The organism is Dysgonomonas mossii, assembly GCF_004569505.1.
GTDB lineage: Bacteria > Bacteroidota > Bacteroidia > Bacteroidales > Dysgonomonadaceae > Dysgonomonas.
In genome coordinates, this window is the sequence record NZ_SPPK01000001.1 from 757,423 (window position 1) to 774,935 (window position 17,513).

General features: G+C 36.2%; 14 protein-coding genes. 7 read left to right on the top strand and 7 right to left on the bottom strand.

Translation table 11 applies throughout. From position 1 onward, the window contains the following. Positions 1 to 88: 88 nt before the first annotated feature. The 7 genes from glpA (at position 89) to E4T88_RS03405 (ending at position 8,224) form a co-directional block, all read left to right on the top strand. Entirely contained in the window at positions 89 to 1,705 is a 1,617-nt protein-coding gene (gene glpA, locus E4T88_RS03380) for an anaerobic glycerol-3-phosphate dehydrogenase subunit A (protein WP_135104056.1), read from the top strand. A gap of 7 nt (positions 1,706 to 1,712) precedes the next feature. Beyond that, positions 1,713 to 2,990 (top strand): glycerol-3-phosphate dehydrogenase subunit GlpB, encoded by a 1,278-nt coding sequence (glpB, locus tag E4T88_RS03385; protein WP_135104057.1) that lies wholly within the window; start codon positions 1,713 to 1,715, stop codon positions 2,988 to 2,990. After that, positions 2,971 to 4,185: an anaerobic glycerol-3-phosphate dehydrogenase subunit GlpC gene (gene glpC / locus E4T88_RS03390; RefSeq protein WP_135104058.1), complete on the top strand. Its 1,215-nt coding sequence runs from the start codon at positions 2,971 to 2,973 to the stop codon at positions 4,183 to 4,185. Before glpB ends, glpC begins: the two co-directional genes overlap by 20 nt. A gap of 384 nt (positions 4,186 to 4,569) precedes the next feature. Beyond that, positions 4,570 to 4,743, top strand: a complete 174-nt coding sequence (locus E4T88_RS17945) for a hypothetical protein (protein WP_167755419.1) — start codon at positions 4,570 to 4,572, stop codon at positions 4,741 to 4,743. Positions 4,744 to 5,121: 378 nt separating this feature from the next. Continuing rightward, positions 5,122 to 5,691: a helix-turn-helix domain-containing protein gene (locus E4T88_RS03395; RefSeq protein ID WP_135104059.1), complete on the top strand. Its 570-nt coding sequence runs from the start codon at positions 5,122 to 5,124 to the stop codon at positions 5,689 to 5,691. A gap of 80 nt (positions 5,692 to 5,771) precedes the next feature. After that, complete coding sequence (locus E4T88_RS03400) at positions 5,772 to 7,985, top strand: heavy metal translocating P-type ATPase (RefSeq protein ID WP_135104060.1); 2,214 nt, start codon at positions 5,772 to 5,774, stop codon at positions 7,983 to 7,985. A gap of 20 nt (positions 7,986 to 8,005) precedes the next feature. Continuing rightward, positions 8,006 to 8,224, top strand: a complete 219-nt coding sequence (locus tag E4T88_RS03405; RefSeq protein ID WP_135104061.1) for a heavy-metal-associated domain-containing protein — start codon at positions 8,006 to 8,008, stop codon at positions 8,222 to 8,224. 173 nt (positions 8,225 to 8,397) lie between these two features. Here the strand turns inward: E4T88_RS03405 and E4T88_RS03410 are convergent, their stop codons facing one another. The 7 genes from E4T88_RS03410 to E4T88_RS03440 all read right to left on the bottom strand — a co-directional run bounded on the left by E4T88_RS03410 (position 8,398) and on the right by E4T88_RS03440 (position 17,462). Beyond that, positions 8,398 to 8,778, bottom strand: coding sequence for a DUF3244 domain-containing protein (locus tag E4T88_RS03410; protein WP_135104062.1), 381 nt, complete (start codon positions 8,776 to 8,778; stop codon positions 8,398 to 8,400). Positions 8,779 to 8,945: 167 nt separating this feature from the next. Further along, on the bottom strand, positions 8,946 to 10,652 hold the full coding sequence (locus tag E4T88_RS03415) for a tetratricopeptide repeat protein (protein ID WP_135104063.1): 1,707 nt from the start codon (positions 10,650 to 10,652) through the stop codon (positions 8,946 to 8,948). A gap of 197 nt (positions 10,653 to 10,849) precedes the next feature. Then, entirely contained in the window at positions 10,850 to 12,946 is a 2,097-nt protein-coding gene (gene dpp5 / locus E4T88_RS03420) for a dipeptidyl-peptidase Dpp5 (RefSeq protein WP_135104064.1), read from the bottom strand. 178 nt (positions 12,947 to 13,124) lie between these two features. Then, on the bottom strand, positions 13,125 to 14,417 hold the full coding sequence (locus tag E4T88_RS03425; protein WP_135104065.1) for a 3-keto-disaccharide hydrolase: 1,293 nt from the start codon (positions 14,415 to 14,417) through the stop codon (positions 13,125 to 13,127). Between the two features lie 193 nt (positions 14,418 to 14,610). Next, positions 14,611 to 15,432, bottom strand: coding sequence for an N-acetylmuramic acid 6-phosphate etherase (gene murQ / locus E4T88_RS03430; RefSeq protein ID WP_135104066.1), 822 nt, complete (start codon positions 15,430 to 15,432; stop codon positions 14,611 to 14,613). A gap of 6 nt (positions 15,433 to 15,438) precedes the next feature. After that, positions 15,439 to 16,296, bottom strand: a complete 858-nt coding sequence (locus tag E4T88_RS03435; protein WP_135104067.1) for a BadF/BadG/BcrA/BcrD ATPase family protein — start codon at positions 16,294 to 16,296, stop codon at positions 15,439 to 15,441. Then, positions 16,293 to 17,462: an acyltransferase family protein gene (locus E4T88_RS03440; protein ID WP_135104068.1), complete on the bottom strand. Its 1,170-nt coding sequence runs from the start codon at positions 17,460 to 17,462 to the stop codon at positions 16,293 to 16,295. The genes E4T88_RS03435 and E4T88_RS03440 overlap by 4 nt, the downstream gene beginning before the upstream one ends. Positions 17,463 to 17,513 lie beyond the last annotated feature (51 nt).

The following is a 17,513-nucleotide window of genomic DNA, read 5'->3' on the forward strand; positions in this document are numbered from 1 at the left end:
CTTATTTTATCTATAAAATGTTTCGATATATTTCTTTTATATTTCGAATAGTTTCGTATATTTGTGAATCATCATAAAAGTTATTCTTATGAAATATTCTTCAGATGTTTTTGATGTTATAGTCATCGGTGGCGGAATTACCGGAGCGGGTGTTGCTAGAGATTGCTCCCGTAGGGGATTGAATGCTGTTTTGCTCGAGCGTTACGATATATCTACAGGTGCAACAGGGCGCAACCATGGATTGTTGCATAGTGGTGCGCGTTATGCTGTAACTGATAGAGAGTCTGCTGAAGAATGCATCAAAGAAAATATGATATTGAAACGAATAGCCAGCCATTGTATCGAAGAAACCAATGGTTTGTTTCTAACACTTCCGGAAGATGATATAAACTATCAGGCAAAATTTGTAGAGGCTTGTAATCTTGCAGGGATAAGAGCTGATATAATAGATCCAAAAGAAGCGCTCTTACTCGAACCCTCTGCCAATCCGTCGACATTAGGAGCAGTACAAGTTCCTGATGGATCGGTAGATCCGTTTCGCCTGACGGCATCCAATATGATAGATGCAAGGGATCGTGGTGCAAAAATATTGACATACCATGAAGTAATAGGGATGTTGAGAGAACAGGATCGCATAATTGGAGTAGAGGTATTTGATCATAAAGAGAACGAAACAAAAAAGATATACGCATCGATTGTTGTCAATGCCGGAGGGATTTGGGGACAGCATATCTCTATGCTTGCAGGTGTTACAATGAAAATGTTACCCGCCAAAGGTTCTTTATTGATTTTTGGCCACCGTGTTAATAATGTGGTGCTTAATCGATGCCGAAAACCTGCCGATTCGGATATCTTGGTTCCGGGAGATACTATTTCTCTCATCGGTACAACTTCGATGAATATTCCATACGATGAAATTGATAACATGACAGTAACTCCCCAAGAAGTTGATATTCTGATAAGGGAAGGAGAAAAGCTTGCTCCACGATTGGCGCAAACTCGTATCTTGAGAGCTTATGCCGGAGTCAGACCGTTAGTTGCATCCGATAATGATCCTACGGGACGAAATGTTAGTCGTGGTATCGTACTGCTAGACCATGCCGAACGTGATGGGCTGCAAGGTTATATAACGATAACGGGAGGTAAGCTGATGACTTATCGTTTGATGGCAGAATGGGCGACAGACCTTGTGTGTAAGAAGTTGAATATTTCGTCGCCATGCACTACGGCCGAAGAGAGATTGCCGGGATCTCGAGAAAATATAGAAGAAATAAATAAAAAAATAGTTTCGTTACCTGCTACGCAACGAAAAGCTGCGATATATCGCCATGGAGACTTGGCTGAAAAGCTCATAGACAATACACAATTAGATAATAGTCTGGTTTGTGAGTGTGAGGGCGTATCGGTAGGTGAAGTAAAATATGCTTTGGATGAATTGAATGTGAAAAGTCTTGTCGATCTAAGACGAAGAACACGTATTGGAATGGGGACTTGCCAAGGAGAGCTTTGTGCATGTCGGGCATCCGGTGTAATGCGAAGTACTGAACGGTTTTGTACCAAGAGAGCAAAAGATGATTTGTCATCTTTCTTGACTGAGCGTTGGAAGGGTATCTATCCTATAGCATGGGGCGATACCTTGCGTGAAAGCGAATATACTGCTTGGGTTTATCAGGGTGTGTGCGGGTTAGATTCAGTTGAAAAATAATAATATTATGAAGTTTGATACGATTATAATAGGAGGTGGATTGTCGGGGCTTGTTTGTGGTATCAAATTGGCTCAACAGGGAGAACGTTGTGTTATTGTATCTTCCGGACAAAGTGCTTTACATTTTTCTTCCGGTTCGTACGATCTATTGAATGCATTACCTGAAGGAACAGCGGTGGATAATCCTTTATCCGCTTTGCCTGATTTAATAAAGCAAATGCCCAACCATCCTTATGCAAAACTGGGCTTAGACCGATTTCGACGTTTGGTTTCTGATGCAGAAAGTTTTTTTACAAATGTTGGGCTTCCAATGTTTGGGAGTGGTGACGCGAATCACTACCGAATTACTCCAATGGGGACATTAAAGCCAACATGGCTGACCTCTTTTGGCTTTGCAACAAGCGAACAAATTGATAGCCTAAGATGGAAAAAGGTTTCGATATTCAATCCTGTAGGCTTTCTTGATTTTTATCCGCAGTTTATAGCTGATGAGTTCTTCAAGCTAGGCACAGAGAGCGAGATTCATTTGTTTGATATTCCCGATTTAGATTATCTCAGGCGTAATCCGACCGAAATGCGATCAACTAATATTGCTAGGGTTTTGGATAGAAATATAAGCCTTGTGGCTGAAATATTAAATGATAAAAGTGCAGATGCTGAAGCTATTATTTTACCTGCATGTATAGGGCTAAATGCAATAGCCTTTCAGGATTTACAAAAAGAGGTAAATAAGCCAATCTTGCTGATTCCCACGATGCCGCCTTCTATTGTTGGGATTTATACACAGCAATATCTTCATGATCATTTTTTGAAGCTGGGGGGAGTTTATATGCTTGGTGATAGTATCAAAAAAGCAGAAATTGAGAATAATACGATAAAGAGGGTTTATTCATTCAATCATGGAGACATTCCTTTTGTGGGTAAAAACTATATTTTGGCTACCGGAAGCTATTTCAGTCAAGGACTGATTGCCACATCGGATCGGATATATGAGCCGATTTTTAACCTGGATGTCGCATATTCAGATAACAGGCAAAAATGGTATAGCTCAAAAATGTTTGATACACAAGGTTATCAGCAGTTTGGTGTTAAAACAGATAATAATTTCAGAGGACTTTTTAACGGAACTGCATTGGATAATCTATATGTTTCAGGAGCTATCCTCGAAGGATTCAATCCGATAAAAGAAGGCTGTGGAGCCGGTGTGTCTATTCTGAGTGCACTAAGTATAGCCGAAAGCATAATAAAAATAAATAGGGAGAATTATGAATTTGCAACAACATAATATAAGTGAAAACAACTTTGAACAATGTATAAAATGCACCGTTTGTACTGTTTATTGTCCTGTAGCTGCCGTTAATCCCGATTATCCGGGACCAAAGCAAGCCGGGCCGGATGGTGAACGCTTGCGTTTGAAAGAAGCTGATTTTTATGATGAGGCTTTGAAGTATTGTATTAATTGTAAAAGATGTGAGGTTGCTTGCCCGTCGAATGTTAAGATTGGCGATATAATACAATCTGCCAGAATTAAATATAGTAAAAAGAAACCCAAGGTTCGGGATTTCATTTTAGCAAATACGGATCTGGTTGGTAGCTTTGCTACTCCATTTGCTCCAATTGTGAATGCAACACTCGGCTTGAACCCTGTAAAGTCTGTACTTGATTCTGTATTTAAGATAGATCATCGCAGAACTTTTCCTAAGTATTCGTTGGGTACATTTGAGGGTTGGTATAAGAAACATGCTGATGAACAAAAGGTATTTCCGAAGCAAGTGAGTTATTTTCATGGCTGCTACGCAAATTATAATAATCCGCAGTTGGGGAAAGATTTGGTTAAGGTTTTCAACTCATTGGGAATAGGTGTACAGTTGCTAAAGAAAGAAAAGTGTTGCGGAGTTGCATTGATTTCTAATGGGTTTATTGATCAAGCCAAAAAACAGGCTAGGACAAATATTGCATCTATCCGTGAATCTATATTGGAGAAAAATATTCCAGTGGTTGCAACATCATCTACCTGTTCTTTCACGATAAGAGATGAATATCCGCACTTATTGGGAATTGATACCAAGGATGTCAGAGAGCATGTTGAGCTTGCTACACGTTATATCTACAGGTTATTGAGTACATCTGATACAAATCTGAAGTTGGGAGATAAAAGAATAAAGGTAGCATATCATACACCGTGCCACATGGAGAAGCTGGGTTGGTCATATTATTCGATAGAGCTGTTGAAATTAATTCCGAATATCGAGCTCAAAGTATTAGACTCTCAATGTTGTGGTATAGCCGGTACTTATGGTTTCAAGAAAGAAAATTATAAAACATCGCAAGATATAGGAGAGTCTCTCTTTAACCAAATTGAAGCAGAGGATTATGATTATATAGTGACGGATTGCGAAACCTGTAAGTGGCAGATAGAAATGTCGACTACAAAACGTTGTGAACATCCAATTTCTATATTGGCAGAAGCTTTGGCTTAGAGATGGAGATGATAAATTAAGTAGAGTATAACGTGGTTTCGAATAGGGTTTCGATCATTTTGGTGTTTTATAGGATAGCGAAAGGTATCTTATCCTATATTTTTTCATATAGAGCTGATGATTTACTTTTTTAATTTGTGCATCGTATCTTATAGCGTTTTCAAAGTCTTGTAATTGATTGTTTTATAGATGTAGATGTTGGTTTGTTTCGAATCGAAACTTTTCGAAGCTTTTTGTTGTCCTAAAATTAGTAAAAAAAGTATATTATTCGTATATTTGTTATAGAGTATAGTAGTAGAACTATTTATAATTTCAGATCGGGTTATTTTGTTGTTTTGCTATTATTACAGATGGGATTATAAACTTTATAAAATATAAAATATTATGTCAAAAGTCTACAGTATAAAAACAACTCAGAATATGAACGTGAATGATTATAATATCTTTGATAATTATGAAGCTATAAATAATTTATCACCAACATATATGGAGATACTGAAAATATTTAAAGAAATATTCAAACATGTTGATATTTCTAAAATAATTAATGATAAGTAGTTAATTGTTTTATTTTAGCCCTTCCTCTCTTCGATAAACTCCTATAAGAAGTTTTTATAGCTTCTAGCTCTTTTTTTACACACTATTCTTTTCTTTGTTTTTATATTTGGTCTTATTAATCCTATCGGTTGTTTATATTGGATAATTATAATTATCTAATATAGAGTAACTTTTATGTAATTAGAGGTAATTAATAAAGTGACATTAAAAAACATATTGTAATCTGTTACTTTTGTCACCTTTTGATTGTATTGTTGTGTTTATTAGTGTTTTATATTTTTCTGCTTTGTCACCTTTTCTAATAGAAGACAAGCATTGATAATTGAACTATTTGGTGCTATTTTTGTATATAAATAGTTAGTAAACTAGGAGGCCGATATGTTAGAAGAAAAATTATATATAAAGAATATGGTTTGCAATCGTTGCATAATGGTTGTGAAATCCGAACTTGAAAAACTCGGAATTAGCCCTGCATCTATTATATTAGGTGAAGTAACCTTGTCGGGAGGTTTAAGTACTGAACAGAAAGATACTTTGAGTAAAAAACTAGAAGACTTGGGTTTTGCTCTGATAGACGATAAAAGAGCACGCCTGATAGAGCAAATCAAGAATGCAATTATAGAACTGGTGCATTATAATAATAATGATCTGAAGGTGAATCTATCTGATTATATAAGCGATAAGCTTCATCACGATTATAATTATATCAGTAACCTCTTTTCGGAAATAGAAGGCACAACAATTGAAAAATACTTTATAGCACAAAAGATAGAGAGGGTGAAAGAACTACTCGTATATGATGAACTGACGTTGAACGAGATCGCGTTTAAGTTAAACTATTCGAGTGTGGCACACTTAAGTTCCCAGTTCAAAAAAGTAACAGGGCTGACGCCTAGTCATTTTAAACAGATCAAAACCAACAAACGCAAGCCCTTAGATGAGGTGTAAATCTCATAAACTTTTCGAGGAATAATATAACAGCCTTCTAGGCTATTGTTTCCATATTTGTATCACAAAAGAATACAATTATGAAAACTGATAATAGAGTAAAAAAAACATTTCCTGTATTGCAAATGAGTTGTGCTTCGTGTGCTATTAGTGCCGAAAGTATAGTAAAAGGGCTGAATGGTGTAAACAATGCTTCAGTCAATTTTGCTACGGCAACTCTAAGCGTAGAATACCAACCAGATGTGATTACCCCTGAGCAAATACGAACAGCCGTTCAAGATGGAGGATATGACTTGTTAATAGAGGATGACAAGGATGCTGCGGCTGATGTATTAGAAGATATGCATATCAAAAAGTTTAATGTCTTAAAAAAGAAGACAATTTTTGCAGTTATCTTCTCACTGCCTGTTGTTATTATCGGCATGCTCTTTATGGATATTCCGTATGCCAATGAAATAATGTGGATGCTTTCCACTCCTGTTATATTCTGGCTCGGAAGGGATTTTTTTATCAACGCATGGAAGCAGGCGAAGCATCGTTCGGCTAATATGGATACATTGGTTGCTCTGAGTACGAGTGTCGCATATCTGTTTAGTGTCTTCAATACCTTATTTCCTCAATTTTGGCTAGATAGGGGAGTCCATCCTCATGTTTATTTCGAGGCAGCCTGTGTTATTATAGCATTTATCTTGCTTGGACGATTATTAGAGGAAAAAGCCAAAGGGAATACATCTTCATCGATAAAAAAACTGATCGGGCTCCAACCTAAAACAGTTACAGTTTCCGAAAATGGGAATTATACAGAGCTTCCCATAGAGCAGGTAAATATTGGCAATATAATAGTTGTGAAACCCGGTGAAAAAGTCGCTGTTGATGGAGTGGTGATAGAAGGTTCATCTTATGTTGATGAAAGTATGCTTAGTGGTGAACCGATACCTGTATTAAAGAAAGAAGGGGAGAAGGTTTATGCCGGAACAATAAATCAGAAAGGGGCTTTTTTGTTTCAGGCAGAAAAAGTAGGAGCGGATACAATACTCGCTCAAATTATCAGGATGGTACAAGAAGCTCAGGGAAGTAAAGCCCCTGTACAAAAGTTAGTAGATAAAATTGCAGGTATATTTGTTCCCATCGTGATGTCTATTGCCCTCCTTTCTCTTGCTGTTTGGTTTATATATGGAGGCTCTGATGGGATTACTCATGGTATCTTAGCATTGGTTACCGTATTAATCATTGCCTGTCCTTGTGCTTTGGGGTTGGCTACACCTACAGCTATTATGGTTGGAATAGGAAAAGGTGCCGAAAAAGGGATATTGATAAAGGATGCCGAAAGTCTTGAGTTAGCAAAAAAAGTAGATGTCGTAGTGTTAGATAAAACCGGAACCATAACAGAAGGTAAACCAGTTGTTACTGATATTTATTGGCTGAATGGCGATGATAATAAAAAAGATGTTTTGTATAGCCTAGAAAAACAATCTGAACATCCTTTGGCTGATGCTGTAACAAATTATTTGGCTGGTATTGTTTCAGTGCCTATTTGGGAATTTGAGAGTATTACAGGAAAGGGTGTGATTGGGCTTGTTGATGGAGAAAAATATTTTGTTGGAAATAAGAAATTCCTCGATGAAAACGGCGTAATTGTCGATAATTTGCTGCTTGAAAAGATGGAAAATTCAAGCCATTCTTCAAAAACTATGATATGGTTTTCTGATAGTAAAAAGGCCATTGCTTTAATAGCTATTACAGATGAAATAAAGACCACATCTTTATCAGCAATACAACAGCTTCAATCTTCAGGTATAGAAGTGTATATGCTAACAGGTGATAATTATGCCACAGCAAAAGAGATAGCTTTAAAAGTAGGTATAAATTATTTTCATGCAGAAGTTTTGCCTCAGGATAAAGCTGAGTTTGTGAAGCAGTTACAATCAGAGGGTAAAGTTGTGGCTATGGTTGGAGATGGTATAAATGATAGCACTGCATTAGCACAGGCGGATTTGAGTATTGCGATGGGAAAGGGGAGTGATATCGCCATAGATGTGGCTAAAATGACCATTATCTCTTCAGATCTGACAAAGATATCTGAAGCTATAAAATTATCAAAACAAACAGTCGCCACTATTCGCCAAAATCTATTTTGGGCGTTTGTATACAACCTGATTGGCATTCCTTTGGCTGCAGGAGTTCTTTATCCAATAAATGGATTCTTATTAAACCCTATGATAGCCGGTGCAGCAATGGCTTTAAGTAGTGTGAGTGTTGTAAGTAATAGTTTGAGATTAAAATGGACTAAATAGTTAATTTATATATTAAAGTTATGGAAAATAATATTTTGAAATTCAAAACAAGCATTAATTGTGGAGGGTGTATAGCTAAAGTGACTCCTTATCTAGATTCTGTGAAAGGTATATCTCAGTGGGAAGTAGATACAGCTGATAAAAATAAAGTATTGTCTGTCATATCTGATGAGGTTGTGGAATCAGATATTGTCAATGCTCTTCAGCAAGCAGGATTTAAAATAGAAAAGATCAATTAAATAAAAAAATAAAAGTCTGTCATTACCACAACGATAGACTTTTACAATAATTTAATTGAATGAAAATAAGTAACCGTAGTGCAAGCTGTAAATAAGAAGTATTGAAAAGCAAAATAATTGCCGCACTACGGTAATGAAAATCAGAAAAACCACTCTATATTTTTATGCTAACTTTATAAGATAAAATTAGCTGTTGCAGACTTTTTATAGGTAACGTTATTTAATACAATTTTATAAGATCCTGAAGCCCAGGTTGCCATGTCAATTGATAATACTTTACCTCCGTATTTAACAACAGTTTTAGTATATACTAATGTATTTGCAGCATTGTATACTTCTATCTTAAACTCACTCTTCGTATAAAAATACAAATCTAGATTAGTCCCTTCGATGTACATATCGATAGGCTCTACACCTGAAGTCTTAGTCATCCCTTCATCACTAATATCACCTTTTATTTGTACTTTGTTATCGTTGATAGAAGTTGTATCAGCATTTATAGTTGCCGGCAGTAAAAGAAAAATAAATGATATAAGGTAAAGATATTTTTTCATAACATGCATTAATTTAATGTTTGTAATTCCAGACACTAAATTACTCAAGATATGCTATGATTGTGCTATATATATAGGTGGATATGACTTTTTTTGACTATCCTTTTTTGATAAGTCTTTTTGTTACAGTTGTTTATTTCTGTTCGACAGGAACCGAAATATGACTTTTATTTTGACTTAGTCGGTGTTGAAAATGTCTCGTTTTGGTTCTTTGCAACATTACTATCCAAATAATCGACTATATTTCCATAATCTTTTACCCCAATTTTCTTTCTAATCGATGATCTTTTCGAAGTAATGGTATTAATGCTTTGTTCCATGATAATGCTTATTTCAGCATTCGTAAAATCTGAATATATAAGGCAGCATATTCTAAATTCAGATTCATCTAGTTGAGGAAAGGCTTCTCTCAGCGAATCGAAAAATCCATCGTGTAGTTCATTCATTGTTTGATATAGCAAGTCCCAATCAAGACTAGCTTGATTATATACAATTTCATTAAACTTCTTTAGTAGTTTTTCTCCATGCTTCTTTTCATCTTCACGTAAAAAACCTTCCAGTAGAGCAGATTTCTTTAGGATATCGAAGTGGTGGAGTAATTTATTTCTGAAGGAATCTTCTTTTTTATCGTAACTTTTAGCCATTTGGTTCAATTGGCTTATTTTTTGTTCTGCTTCTAATAATTCTCGACCATTTTTTTGTGTTTTATAATAAAAGAAGAACCCTATAATAAGCGTGGTAAGTCCAAGTCCTAATAATATGATAAATAAAAACTGTCTTTGGATTAACAGTCGGTTATTCGTATTTTTTACCAGCTCATAATCATACTTTTTCTGTATATCCAGAATGGCTTGATTTTCGTTCTTTTCATATATATTATAAAGATTGTTGATGCAGTCTTTATTATAGTCTAAAGCGCGCCTAAAATTATTCTTTGATTCTTCTATTTTTGATAAAGATTCATATATTCTTGAAGTTAAAAAAGGCTCATTACTTTCTTTAAGAAACTCCAAAGATTTCTCGAAATAATAAATTGCAGAGTCACTTTTATTTTCACTATAAAGAACCTGAGCTAAAGAGGAATATATTTTAGCTTTGGTCAGATTGTTTGATGCAAAAGGTAGTGCCTGATTTATATACTCCTTCGATTTATTATATTCCTCTTGATTTTTATAAATTAATCCTATATTAATTCTAATGCTTGATTGACAGGTAGAGTCTTTTGTAATATCGGCAATTTCAAGCCCTTTTTGATAATAATAGAACGCACTGTCATTTTCTTTTTTCAATAAAAAACTATTTCCTATATCTCTCAGTGAAAATGCTTCATTCTTATAGTTTCCTGCTTTTTCAAAATAGTTGGCAGCTCTCTTAAAACGGATAAGAGATTCGTCCTGCAACAGTTCATTATAATACAAATATCCTATATGTGATTGAATTAACCCTTTAATATTGAAATTATTTATTGTTTGGTCTGCATAGGTCTCGGCATCCAAGTAGGCACTCATAGCCTCTTTGTTCTTTTTTTGATCTTTCAGAACCCTGCCGGAGTAAAAGCTAGCGAGAGTTCCGTTAACCATATCATTGTGTTTTATATAATAGTCTTTTACATTGAAGATTATAGTATCCTTCGAAATATCTTTGTTGCTTTTATCTCTAGCCTGAATTCTTAAGAGATTATATTTATTGAATTTTTCTTTATTCAGATTCTCGGGATATAAAATAGAATCTAATAGAGCAAGAGCACTGTCGGGCTTGTTGTCTATAAGCGATTCTGCTTCAAAAATATACCTTTCAGCATTTTCTGATCCGGGGTTACATGCAAAACACGTAAAGGCTAAGATTAGAATAATAAATAATCTTATATATCTCATAATTCGTAAACTTCAATGTGAAAACTGTATACTTCTCTATATACAAAGTTACTTTTTATATTTTTTAATCTAACAAATGTTTGTTCTAAAATAGTTAAATTTTCGTTGTGTAGATTAATAATAATAGAATTAAATAGAGCAAACAAAAAAGGTTATTGCCAATTAAGATAATAACCTTTTATATGAGTCCTAAATTTCTATTTTAGGTATGCGTCAAACCAACGGAAGAACTCTCTCTGGAACAGAACTCCGTTTTGAGGTTGAGATATCCAGTGATTCTCGTTTGGATAAATCAGCATTCGAGCCGGAATGCCTTTAAGTTTTGCAGCATTGAATGCCATCATACCTTGAGATGCAAGAATTCGGTAGTCAAGTTCGCCATGAGTGATCATAATAGGAGTATCCCACTTGTCTATAAACTTATGAGGAGAGTTAGCATACGAGCGTTGAGCAATAGAATTGCTTCTATCCCAGAAAGAACCGCCTAGGTCCCAATTTGCAAACCACATTTCTTCAGTTTCAAGATATTGGGCTTCCAAATTAAAGATTCCTGCATGCGCAAGGAATGCCTTAAACCGCTTGTTATGATTTCCGGCTAACCAATATACCGAGAACCCGCCATAACTAGCGCCTGTACATCCTAATTTGTCTACGTTTACATAAGGCTCTTTTGCTAAAGCATCAATTGCAGAAAGATAATCCTTCATATTCTGACCGCCATAATCTTTACTTATTTGCTCCAGCCATTCCTGACCAAAGCCAGGTAAACCTCTACGGTTAGGGGCTACAACGATATATCCATTAGCTGCCATCATTTGTAAATTCCAACGATAAGACCAAAACTGGCTCACAGTACTTTGTGGTCCTCCCTGGCAGTATAATATTGCAGGGTATTTCTTATTCGGGTCAAAGTTTGGAGGATAAACAACCCATGTTAGCATTTTCTTCCCATCGGTAGTCGCTATCCAGCGTTCCTCTACTTTACCCATCGTTAATTGGCTGAGTATATCTTTGTTTTCGAAACTTAGTTCAGTCGCTTCTCCTGTAGAAATATTTATAGAGTATATTTCATTCGGTTTAGATAATGAGTGACGAAGTGCTATAAGTTTGTCTCCGGCTATCTCAAATGATTCATAATCATGATCGCCTTTGGTGATTTGTTTTATCTCTTTTGTGTGAATATAAGCCTGGAACAATTGAGTTTTAGCTTCAACACAAGAAACAAAATAAATGCTTTGATTATCATCACTCCATAAAAGGAAATCGGTATTATAATCGAATGCTTCGGTCACGTATGTCTTTTCTTTTGTTGCTAAATTCATGACAAACATTCTGTTTTTGTCTGACTCGTAGCCTTCACGTTCCATACTTTGCCAAGCTATGTATCTGCCATCGGGAGAGAATACAGGGTTTATATCATATCCCATCATCCCCTCTGTGAGGTTTACTGTTTGCTTACTTTCTATATTGAATAGATAAATGTCTGAATTGGTAGACAAAGCGTATTCCAATCCTTTTTTCTTGCGACATGTGTATGCGATGGACTTGCTATCAGGGCTCCAAGCCAACTGCTCGGTACCTCCAAATGGAAGCATTGGACATTCGTATGGTTCATCGCCAAGAATATCAATTCCGTCTGATACTTTTTCTCCATCAAAATCAGCTACAAAAGTATGAGGGATTTCTTCAACCCACTCAGACCAGTGTTTATACATCAGGTCATCAATAATTCGTCCTGACGCTTTAGGAAGATCTTTGTAACGGTCTGTTGTACGCTCTCCGAATTTTATGTTTTTGATGTACATAATTTTTTTTCCGTCAGGAGAATAAGAAAACCCATTAACATCACCTTCTATATTACTTATTTGTTTACGGCCGCTACCATCTGGATCCATTTCCCATATTTGAGAATATCCACTTTCGCTACTCAAAAAGGCAATCTTACTACCGCCTTTCACCCAGATAGCGTTGTTTTCACTTTTAGGCGTTTGGGTAATTTGTTTTTTGTCAGAACCATCTACATTCATCGTAAATAGTTCTTTGTTTGTTTTATTCTGCTCAATGCTTACATAAGTTACACCATACAATATCTTCGATTTGTCAGGTGAGACCTGAACATCAGATACACGTCCAAAACTATACAATACTTCGGGCGTCATTATTCCGTTTTCTACCTTTACGGAGGCTTTACCTATGATGGGTTCATCTTTTTCTGTACTTGCCTTCTTGTCGGCAGAATTACATGCGGCCAAGACTGCACCTAAAACTAATGCCATAATGGATTTATATTTCATATACTTATTTATTTTATGGCTTCAAAGGTATTGGTTTTTTGTAATACATACAACTTTAATTGGTCTGTAGGAATCATATATTTATACTCAATTGCATATTTTTTTAGGATTCTAAAATAAGCGTGGCGATTAAGATATAACCGCCACTCTATTAATTCTATATGAATTACCTTTTCTATTACAGTGTTTTTAGCTTTAAATTACGCCATAGAACTTTTATGCCGCCGCCATCATGTATTTGAAGAGCTATACGTCCTTGTCCTGCACCGATTTTCTCATCATCAAAGTTGACCATCTCTTGTCCATTAAGCCATGTCGTTACTTTGTTACCCTGAACGAGTATACGCATAGTATTCCAGTCGCCAACCTTAAGAAACTCTTCTTTCTCTTTAGGTATTTGAATCAACCATCCTCTGCCGTACGATTCGTAGATGCCACCTGTTCCATGACCTTTAGGCGCTACTTCTACTTGCCAGCCATTCACTTTTACATCTTCTTCGATAAACGAACGGATAAATACTCCCGAATTACCATCTGCTTCTTGCTTAAATTCAACAGTCAGATCAAAATTATCATAATATTCGCGCGTAGCGAGATATCCATATTGTTTGTCAGGGCCGCTTTCGCATACCAAAAGTTTATCTTGTACGTACCATTTTTCTGTTCCATAAACGTCCCAGCCTTTCAGGTCAGTCCCGTTGAACAGATTTACTTCTTTCGATTTCGTTGGTAGTTCTTTAATCTTTATATTGCGGAACGATGCCGGATATCCATGATCCTGAAGACATAATACACCTTTTTTCGCCAGTCCGTATTCTGGAGCATCTTTCCATTTTCCACTATTCTTTCGTTCGAACCAATCATCAGTCCATGCTTCGAACTCTAATATTTTTACACCATTCAACCAATGTTCTACATGACCATTGTCAAATACAATTTTAGAATTGTTCCATTCTCCCTGAGGATTGACTTTCATTTTTGTTGTATCAGGAATATGCATAGCATAGTCTGCACCCAGATCTTGCCAAGCTTCAAGTTTTTCCGCGAAATTAGGGGTGTCTATCAATTGGTATTCAGGGCCTGTAACATACGGAACTTTATATTGCGGTCTTTCCACTACATGATATAGCATGCCGCTATTCCCTCCTTTCGATAATTTCCAATCCCAAGACAACTCGAAATTTTCATACTGTTTCTCTGTAACAATGTATCCACTGGCATCGCTACCATCACCTTTAGCCTGAATGCAGCCATCTACAACATGCCAAGGCTCTGTGAGTGATGTGCCATTGTAGTCGCGCCATCCATTAAGTGTTTCTCCATCAAATAAAAGTTGCCAACCTTCTTGCTTCTCTTTTTCGGTCAGAGTGTTGGGTTTTTCTCCACCGATGCAGGCTGTAAAAGATACTGCCACAATGGAGCATAGTGTCAGTAGGATTTTAGGAGTCTGTTTTTTAATTGTAAACATCATATTTGATTTTGGTTTATAAATAGGTTAAACTTATCGGTAAAGATAATGAATTATGTATAAAACACTTACTGCTCAGCAGCAACACTTTGTATAAATCTACTTTTTGGGACGAATGACCCAATAATGCTGACGTATCGAATAAGTGTATAATCTTCTGTATAGTAGTGATCTATATGTTTACTATTTAGAGTGATTATTTATTGTCAGTTCTGTATGCATCCACAGCTTTTTTAACCGAACCATGTAGTAATAGTAAATGCTTTGCTTGTTCATAATCCAAGCCTAACTCTTCGGATACCATGCGTGTTCCCCTGTCTACAAGTTTTGCATTCGATAATTGCATGTTGACCATTCGGTTACCTTTCACCCGTCCTAATTTTATCATGGTAGCCGTAGTGATCATATTCAATATCATTTTTTGACCTGTGCCGGATTTCATGCGCGAACTACCTGTGACATATTCAGGGCCAACTATCATTTCTATTGCTATTTCTGCTTCCTGAGCAATAGGCGAATCGGGATTGCTAGAGATGGATGCTGTAAGAATTCCATGTTTGCGAGCTTCACGTAAAGCTCCTACAACGTATGGCGTTGTACCTGATGCAGCAATCCCAATTACTGTATCTTTATCATTTATGTTGTGAGCTTGTAATTCCGTCCAGCCCGATTCCATATTGTCTTCGGCTTTTTCTACCGGGTTGCGCAATGCTGTATCGCCTCCTGCAATGAGCCCGATAACGAATGTTTTTGGCATGCCAAATGTTGGTGGAATTTCGGAAGCGTCCAATACACCAAGACGTCCGCTAGTACCTGCTCCCATATAGAAAATACGCCCTCCTTGTTGCATCCGGGGTACTATTTGCGAAACAAGTTTTTCTATTTGTGGTATTGCCTTTTCTACAGCTAAAGCTACTTTTTTATCTTCATTGTTTATGTCTGTCAAGAGTCCAAGTACAGACTTGTTCTCAAGATTGTCATATAGCGACGGTTGCTCTGTTATCTTTACAAAAGCCATGTTGAATTAATTATGTATTGTTTGACATTCGCCTGCATAGTATTTTATGAGACCCTCCATCGGAGACTGAGAGATGATACCTACTTTAATATTTAAGTCAGCACCAACTTTGCGTACCAAATCTTTATAATAGTATGCTACCGACCCGGTGAAATGCACATCATTATTTTTGTAGTCATATTGCATCACATTTTTTACAAAAAAGTCTTTGAAAGCATTGTATACTAGATCATAAACCGTTTTATCGTGTATATTCTCTACCAAAAACGGTGATAAACTTGCCAAAAAACGATTTGCAAGAGGTTGTCTATATACCATATCCAGAATAGCTGCTGGGGTGAGATCAAATTCTTTCAGGAATTTTTCTTTCAACCCTTTTGTTAATTGGTTTTTCAGGCATGCTCCTAAGAATAAGCGTCCAAGTACAGCACCGCTTCCTTCGTCACCTAATACATAGCCAAGAGGTGAAACGTTCTCAACAATCTCTTCTCCGTCATAAAAACAAGAGTTTGATCCTGTGCCAAGTATGCAAGCGATACCTTTTTTTGTTCCACATAATCCTTTTGCCGCTGCAACCAAATCACTATTTACTTCAATGTGAGATGTCTTTATGTTATCTGCTATCGCATCTCTTACAATTTTATTCTTTTCGGGTGATGCACATCCTGCACCAAAAAAATGGACAGAATCTATTGTGTGTCCATTGAGGACGGGGTTAATAACTTTCTTTATTTCTTCACTAATATCTTCTCGAGACCGAAAAAACGGATTTGCTCCTTTGGTAGAAATCTGTTTGATCTCTTTAGTACCTTCTACTAAACGCCAATCGACCTTTGTAGAGCCGCCATCTGCTAATAATATCATATTTTAATATAGATTTTCTTTTTATACAATATGTTTCCTATTATCCAATTAAATCCTACAAACAAAAGGGCATATACAAGCGAACCGAGGTAATTACCCAGATAAGGTTGTAGGCAGATTTGATATATGAAATTTTTTAAATTAATTATATTTCCGTCATATGTAAAAATTATGTTTCCGAGCAAAATAGAGAAAATACCTGCTGCAACATATATAAATAAAGGATTTACACCGAATGATTCAAAAAATACACTCCATTTTTTATGCCCTTTTATATCAATGATCCATATCAGAAGAGCAAGCAACGTTGATGCTAACCCACATGTTGCCAAAACAAATGTAGGAGACCATATTTTTTTGTTAATCGGACAACCGTAACTAAGTAAAAAGCCCAAGAATGTCATTACCGCTCCGATTATAAATAAACGTTGTATTCGCTCGTTATTGTCTTTGGTTGTTAGGAGAATTTCTCCGCAACAGAATCCAATTAGTACGTGGCAGATTGCAGGAATTGTACTTAATAGCCCTTCAGGGTCAATTGCCAAACCGCTATCTTTATACATGTGATTTGTACCCAAAACAGCTCTGTCAAAGACTGAGATAATATTATCCTCGCTAAAGTCGAATCCGTTGCCAAATAAGAGCAGTAAAAAATATCCAATGAGTGTAACAACTATGATATAAGGGATATACTTATGTTTTACAAATATAGCTATCAGAGCTGTAGCACCGTATGTAAGTGCCAGTCGTTGCATAACACCGAGTATTCGGATATGCTCGAAGTTTGTAATAGCTGTTATAAATCTTTCAAAAAAGCCAATATCTTCACTCGATAGACTATTAAATGTTCTGAATGACAATGAGAGCCAGCCCAATCCAATCCCGATGAGGAATATAACTACCGTTCTTTTTAGTATTTTGAAGAGTGTAGGCTTGCTGAACTCAAAATTGAATTTTCTTAACGAGACGTAAGTTGATATTCCCATAATAAACATGAAAAATGGGAAAACCAAGTCGGTAGGAGTTAGTCCATGCCACGCTGCATGTCCCAGAGGCGAATATATATAGCTCCACGAACCCGGGTTATTTACCATTATCATTCCGGCAATGGTTATTCCCCGCAGTATGTCGAGAGATAGGAGTCTGCTACTTGGTTTTTGAGTCATTTGTTACTTTTTTTATATTGCTTATAATCAAGTATTATGGTGCTAAAAGGT

Bases quoted from the DNA above. Each gene is read 5' to 3' on its own strand.
- glpA (WP_135104056.1), top strand. From the start codon at position 89: ATGAAATATTCTTCAGATGTTTTTGATGTTATAGTCATCGGTGGCGGA.
- glpB (WP_135104057.1), top strand. From the start codon at position 1,713: ATGAAGTTTGATACGATTATAATAGGAGGTGGATTGTCGGGGCTTGTT.
- glpC (WP_135104058.1), top strand. From the start codon at position 2,971: ATGAATTTGCAACAACATAATATAAGTGAAAACAACTTTGAACAATGT.
- E4T88_RS17945 (WP_167755419.1), top strand. From the start codon at position 4,570: ATGTCAAAAGTCTACAGTATAAAAACAACTCAGAATATGAACGTGAAT.
- E4T88_RS03395 (WP_135104059.1), top strand. From the start codon at position 5,122: ATGTTAGAAGAAAAATTATATATAAAGAATATGGTTTGCAATCGTTGC.
- E4T88_RS03400 (WP_135104060.1), top strand. From the start codon at position 5,772: ATGAAAACTGATAATAGAGTAAAAAAAACATTTCCTGTATTGCAAATG.
- E4T88_RS03405 (WP_135104061.1), top strand. From the start codon at position 8,006: ATGGAAAATAATATTTTGAAATTCAAAACAAGCATTAATTGTGGAGGG.
- E4T88_RS03410 (WP_135104062.1), bottom strand. From the start codon at position 8,778: ATGAAAAAATATCTTTACCTTATATCATTTATTTTTCTTTTACTGCCG.
- E4T88_RS03415 (WP_135104063.1), bottom strand. From the start codon at position 10,652: ATGAGATATATAAGATTATTTATTATTCTAATCTTAGCCTTTACGTGT.
- dpp5 (WP_135104064.1), bottom strand. From the start codon at position 12,946: ATGAAATATAAATCCATTATGGCATTAGTTTTAGGTGCAGTCTTGGCC.
- E4T88_RS03425 (WP_135104065.1), bottom strand. From the start codon at position 14,417: ATGATGTTTACAATTAAAAAACAGACTCCTAAAATCCTACTGACACTA.
- murQ (WP_135104066.1), bottom strand. From the start codon at position 15,432: ATGGCTTTTGTAAAGATAACAGAGCAACCGTCGCTATATGACAATCTT.
- E4T88_RS03435 (WP_135104067.1), bottom strand. From the start codon at position 16,296: ATGATATTATTAGCAGATGGCGGCTCTACAAAGGTCGATTGGCGTTTA.
- E4T88_RS03440 (WP_135104068.1), bottom strand. From the start codon at position 17,462: ATGACTCAAAAACCAAGTAGCAGACTCCTATCTCTCGACATACTGCGG.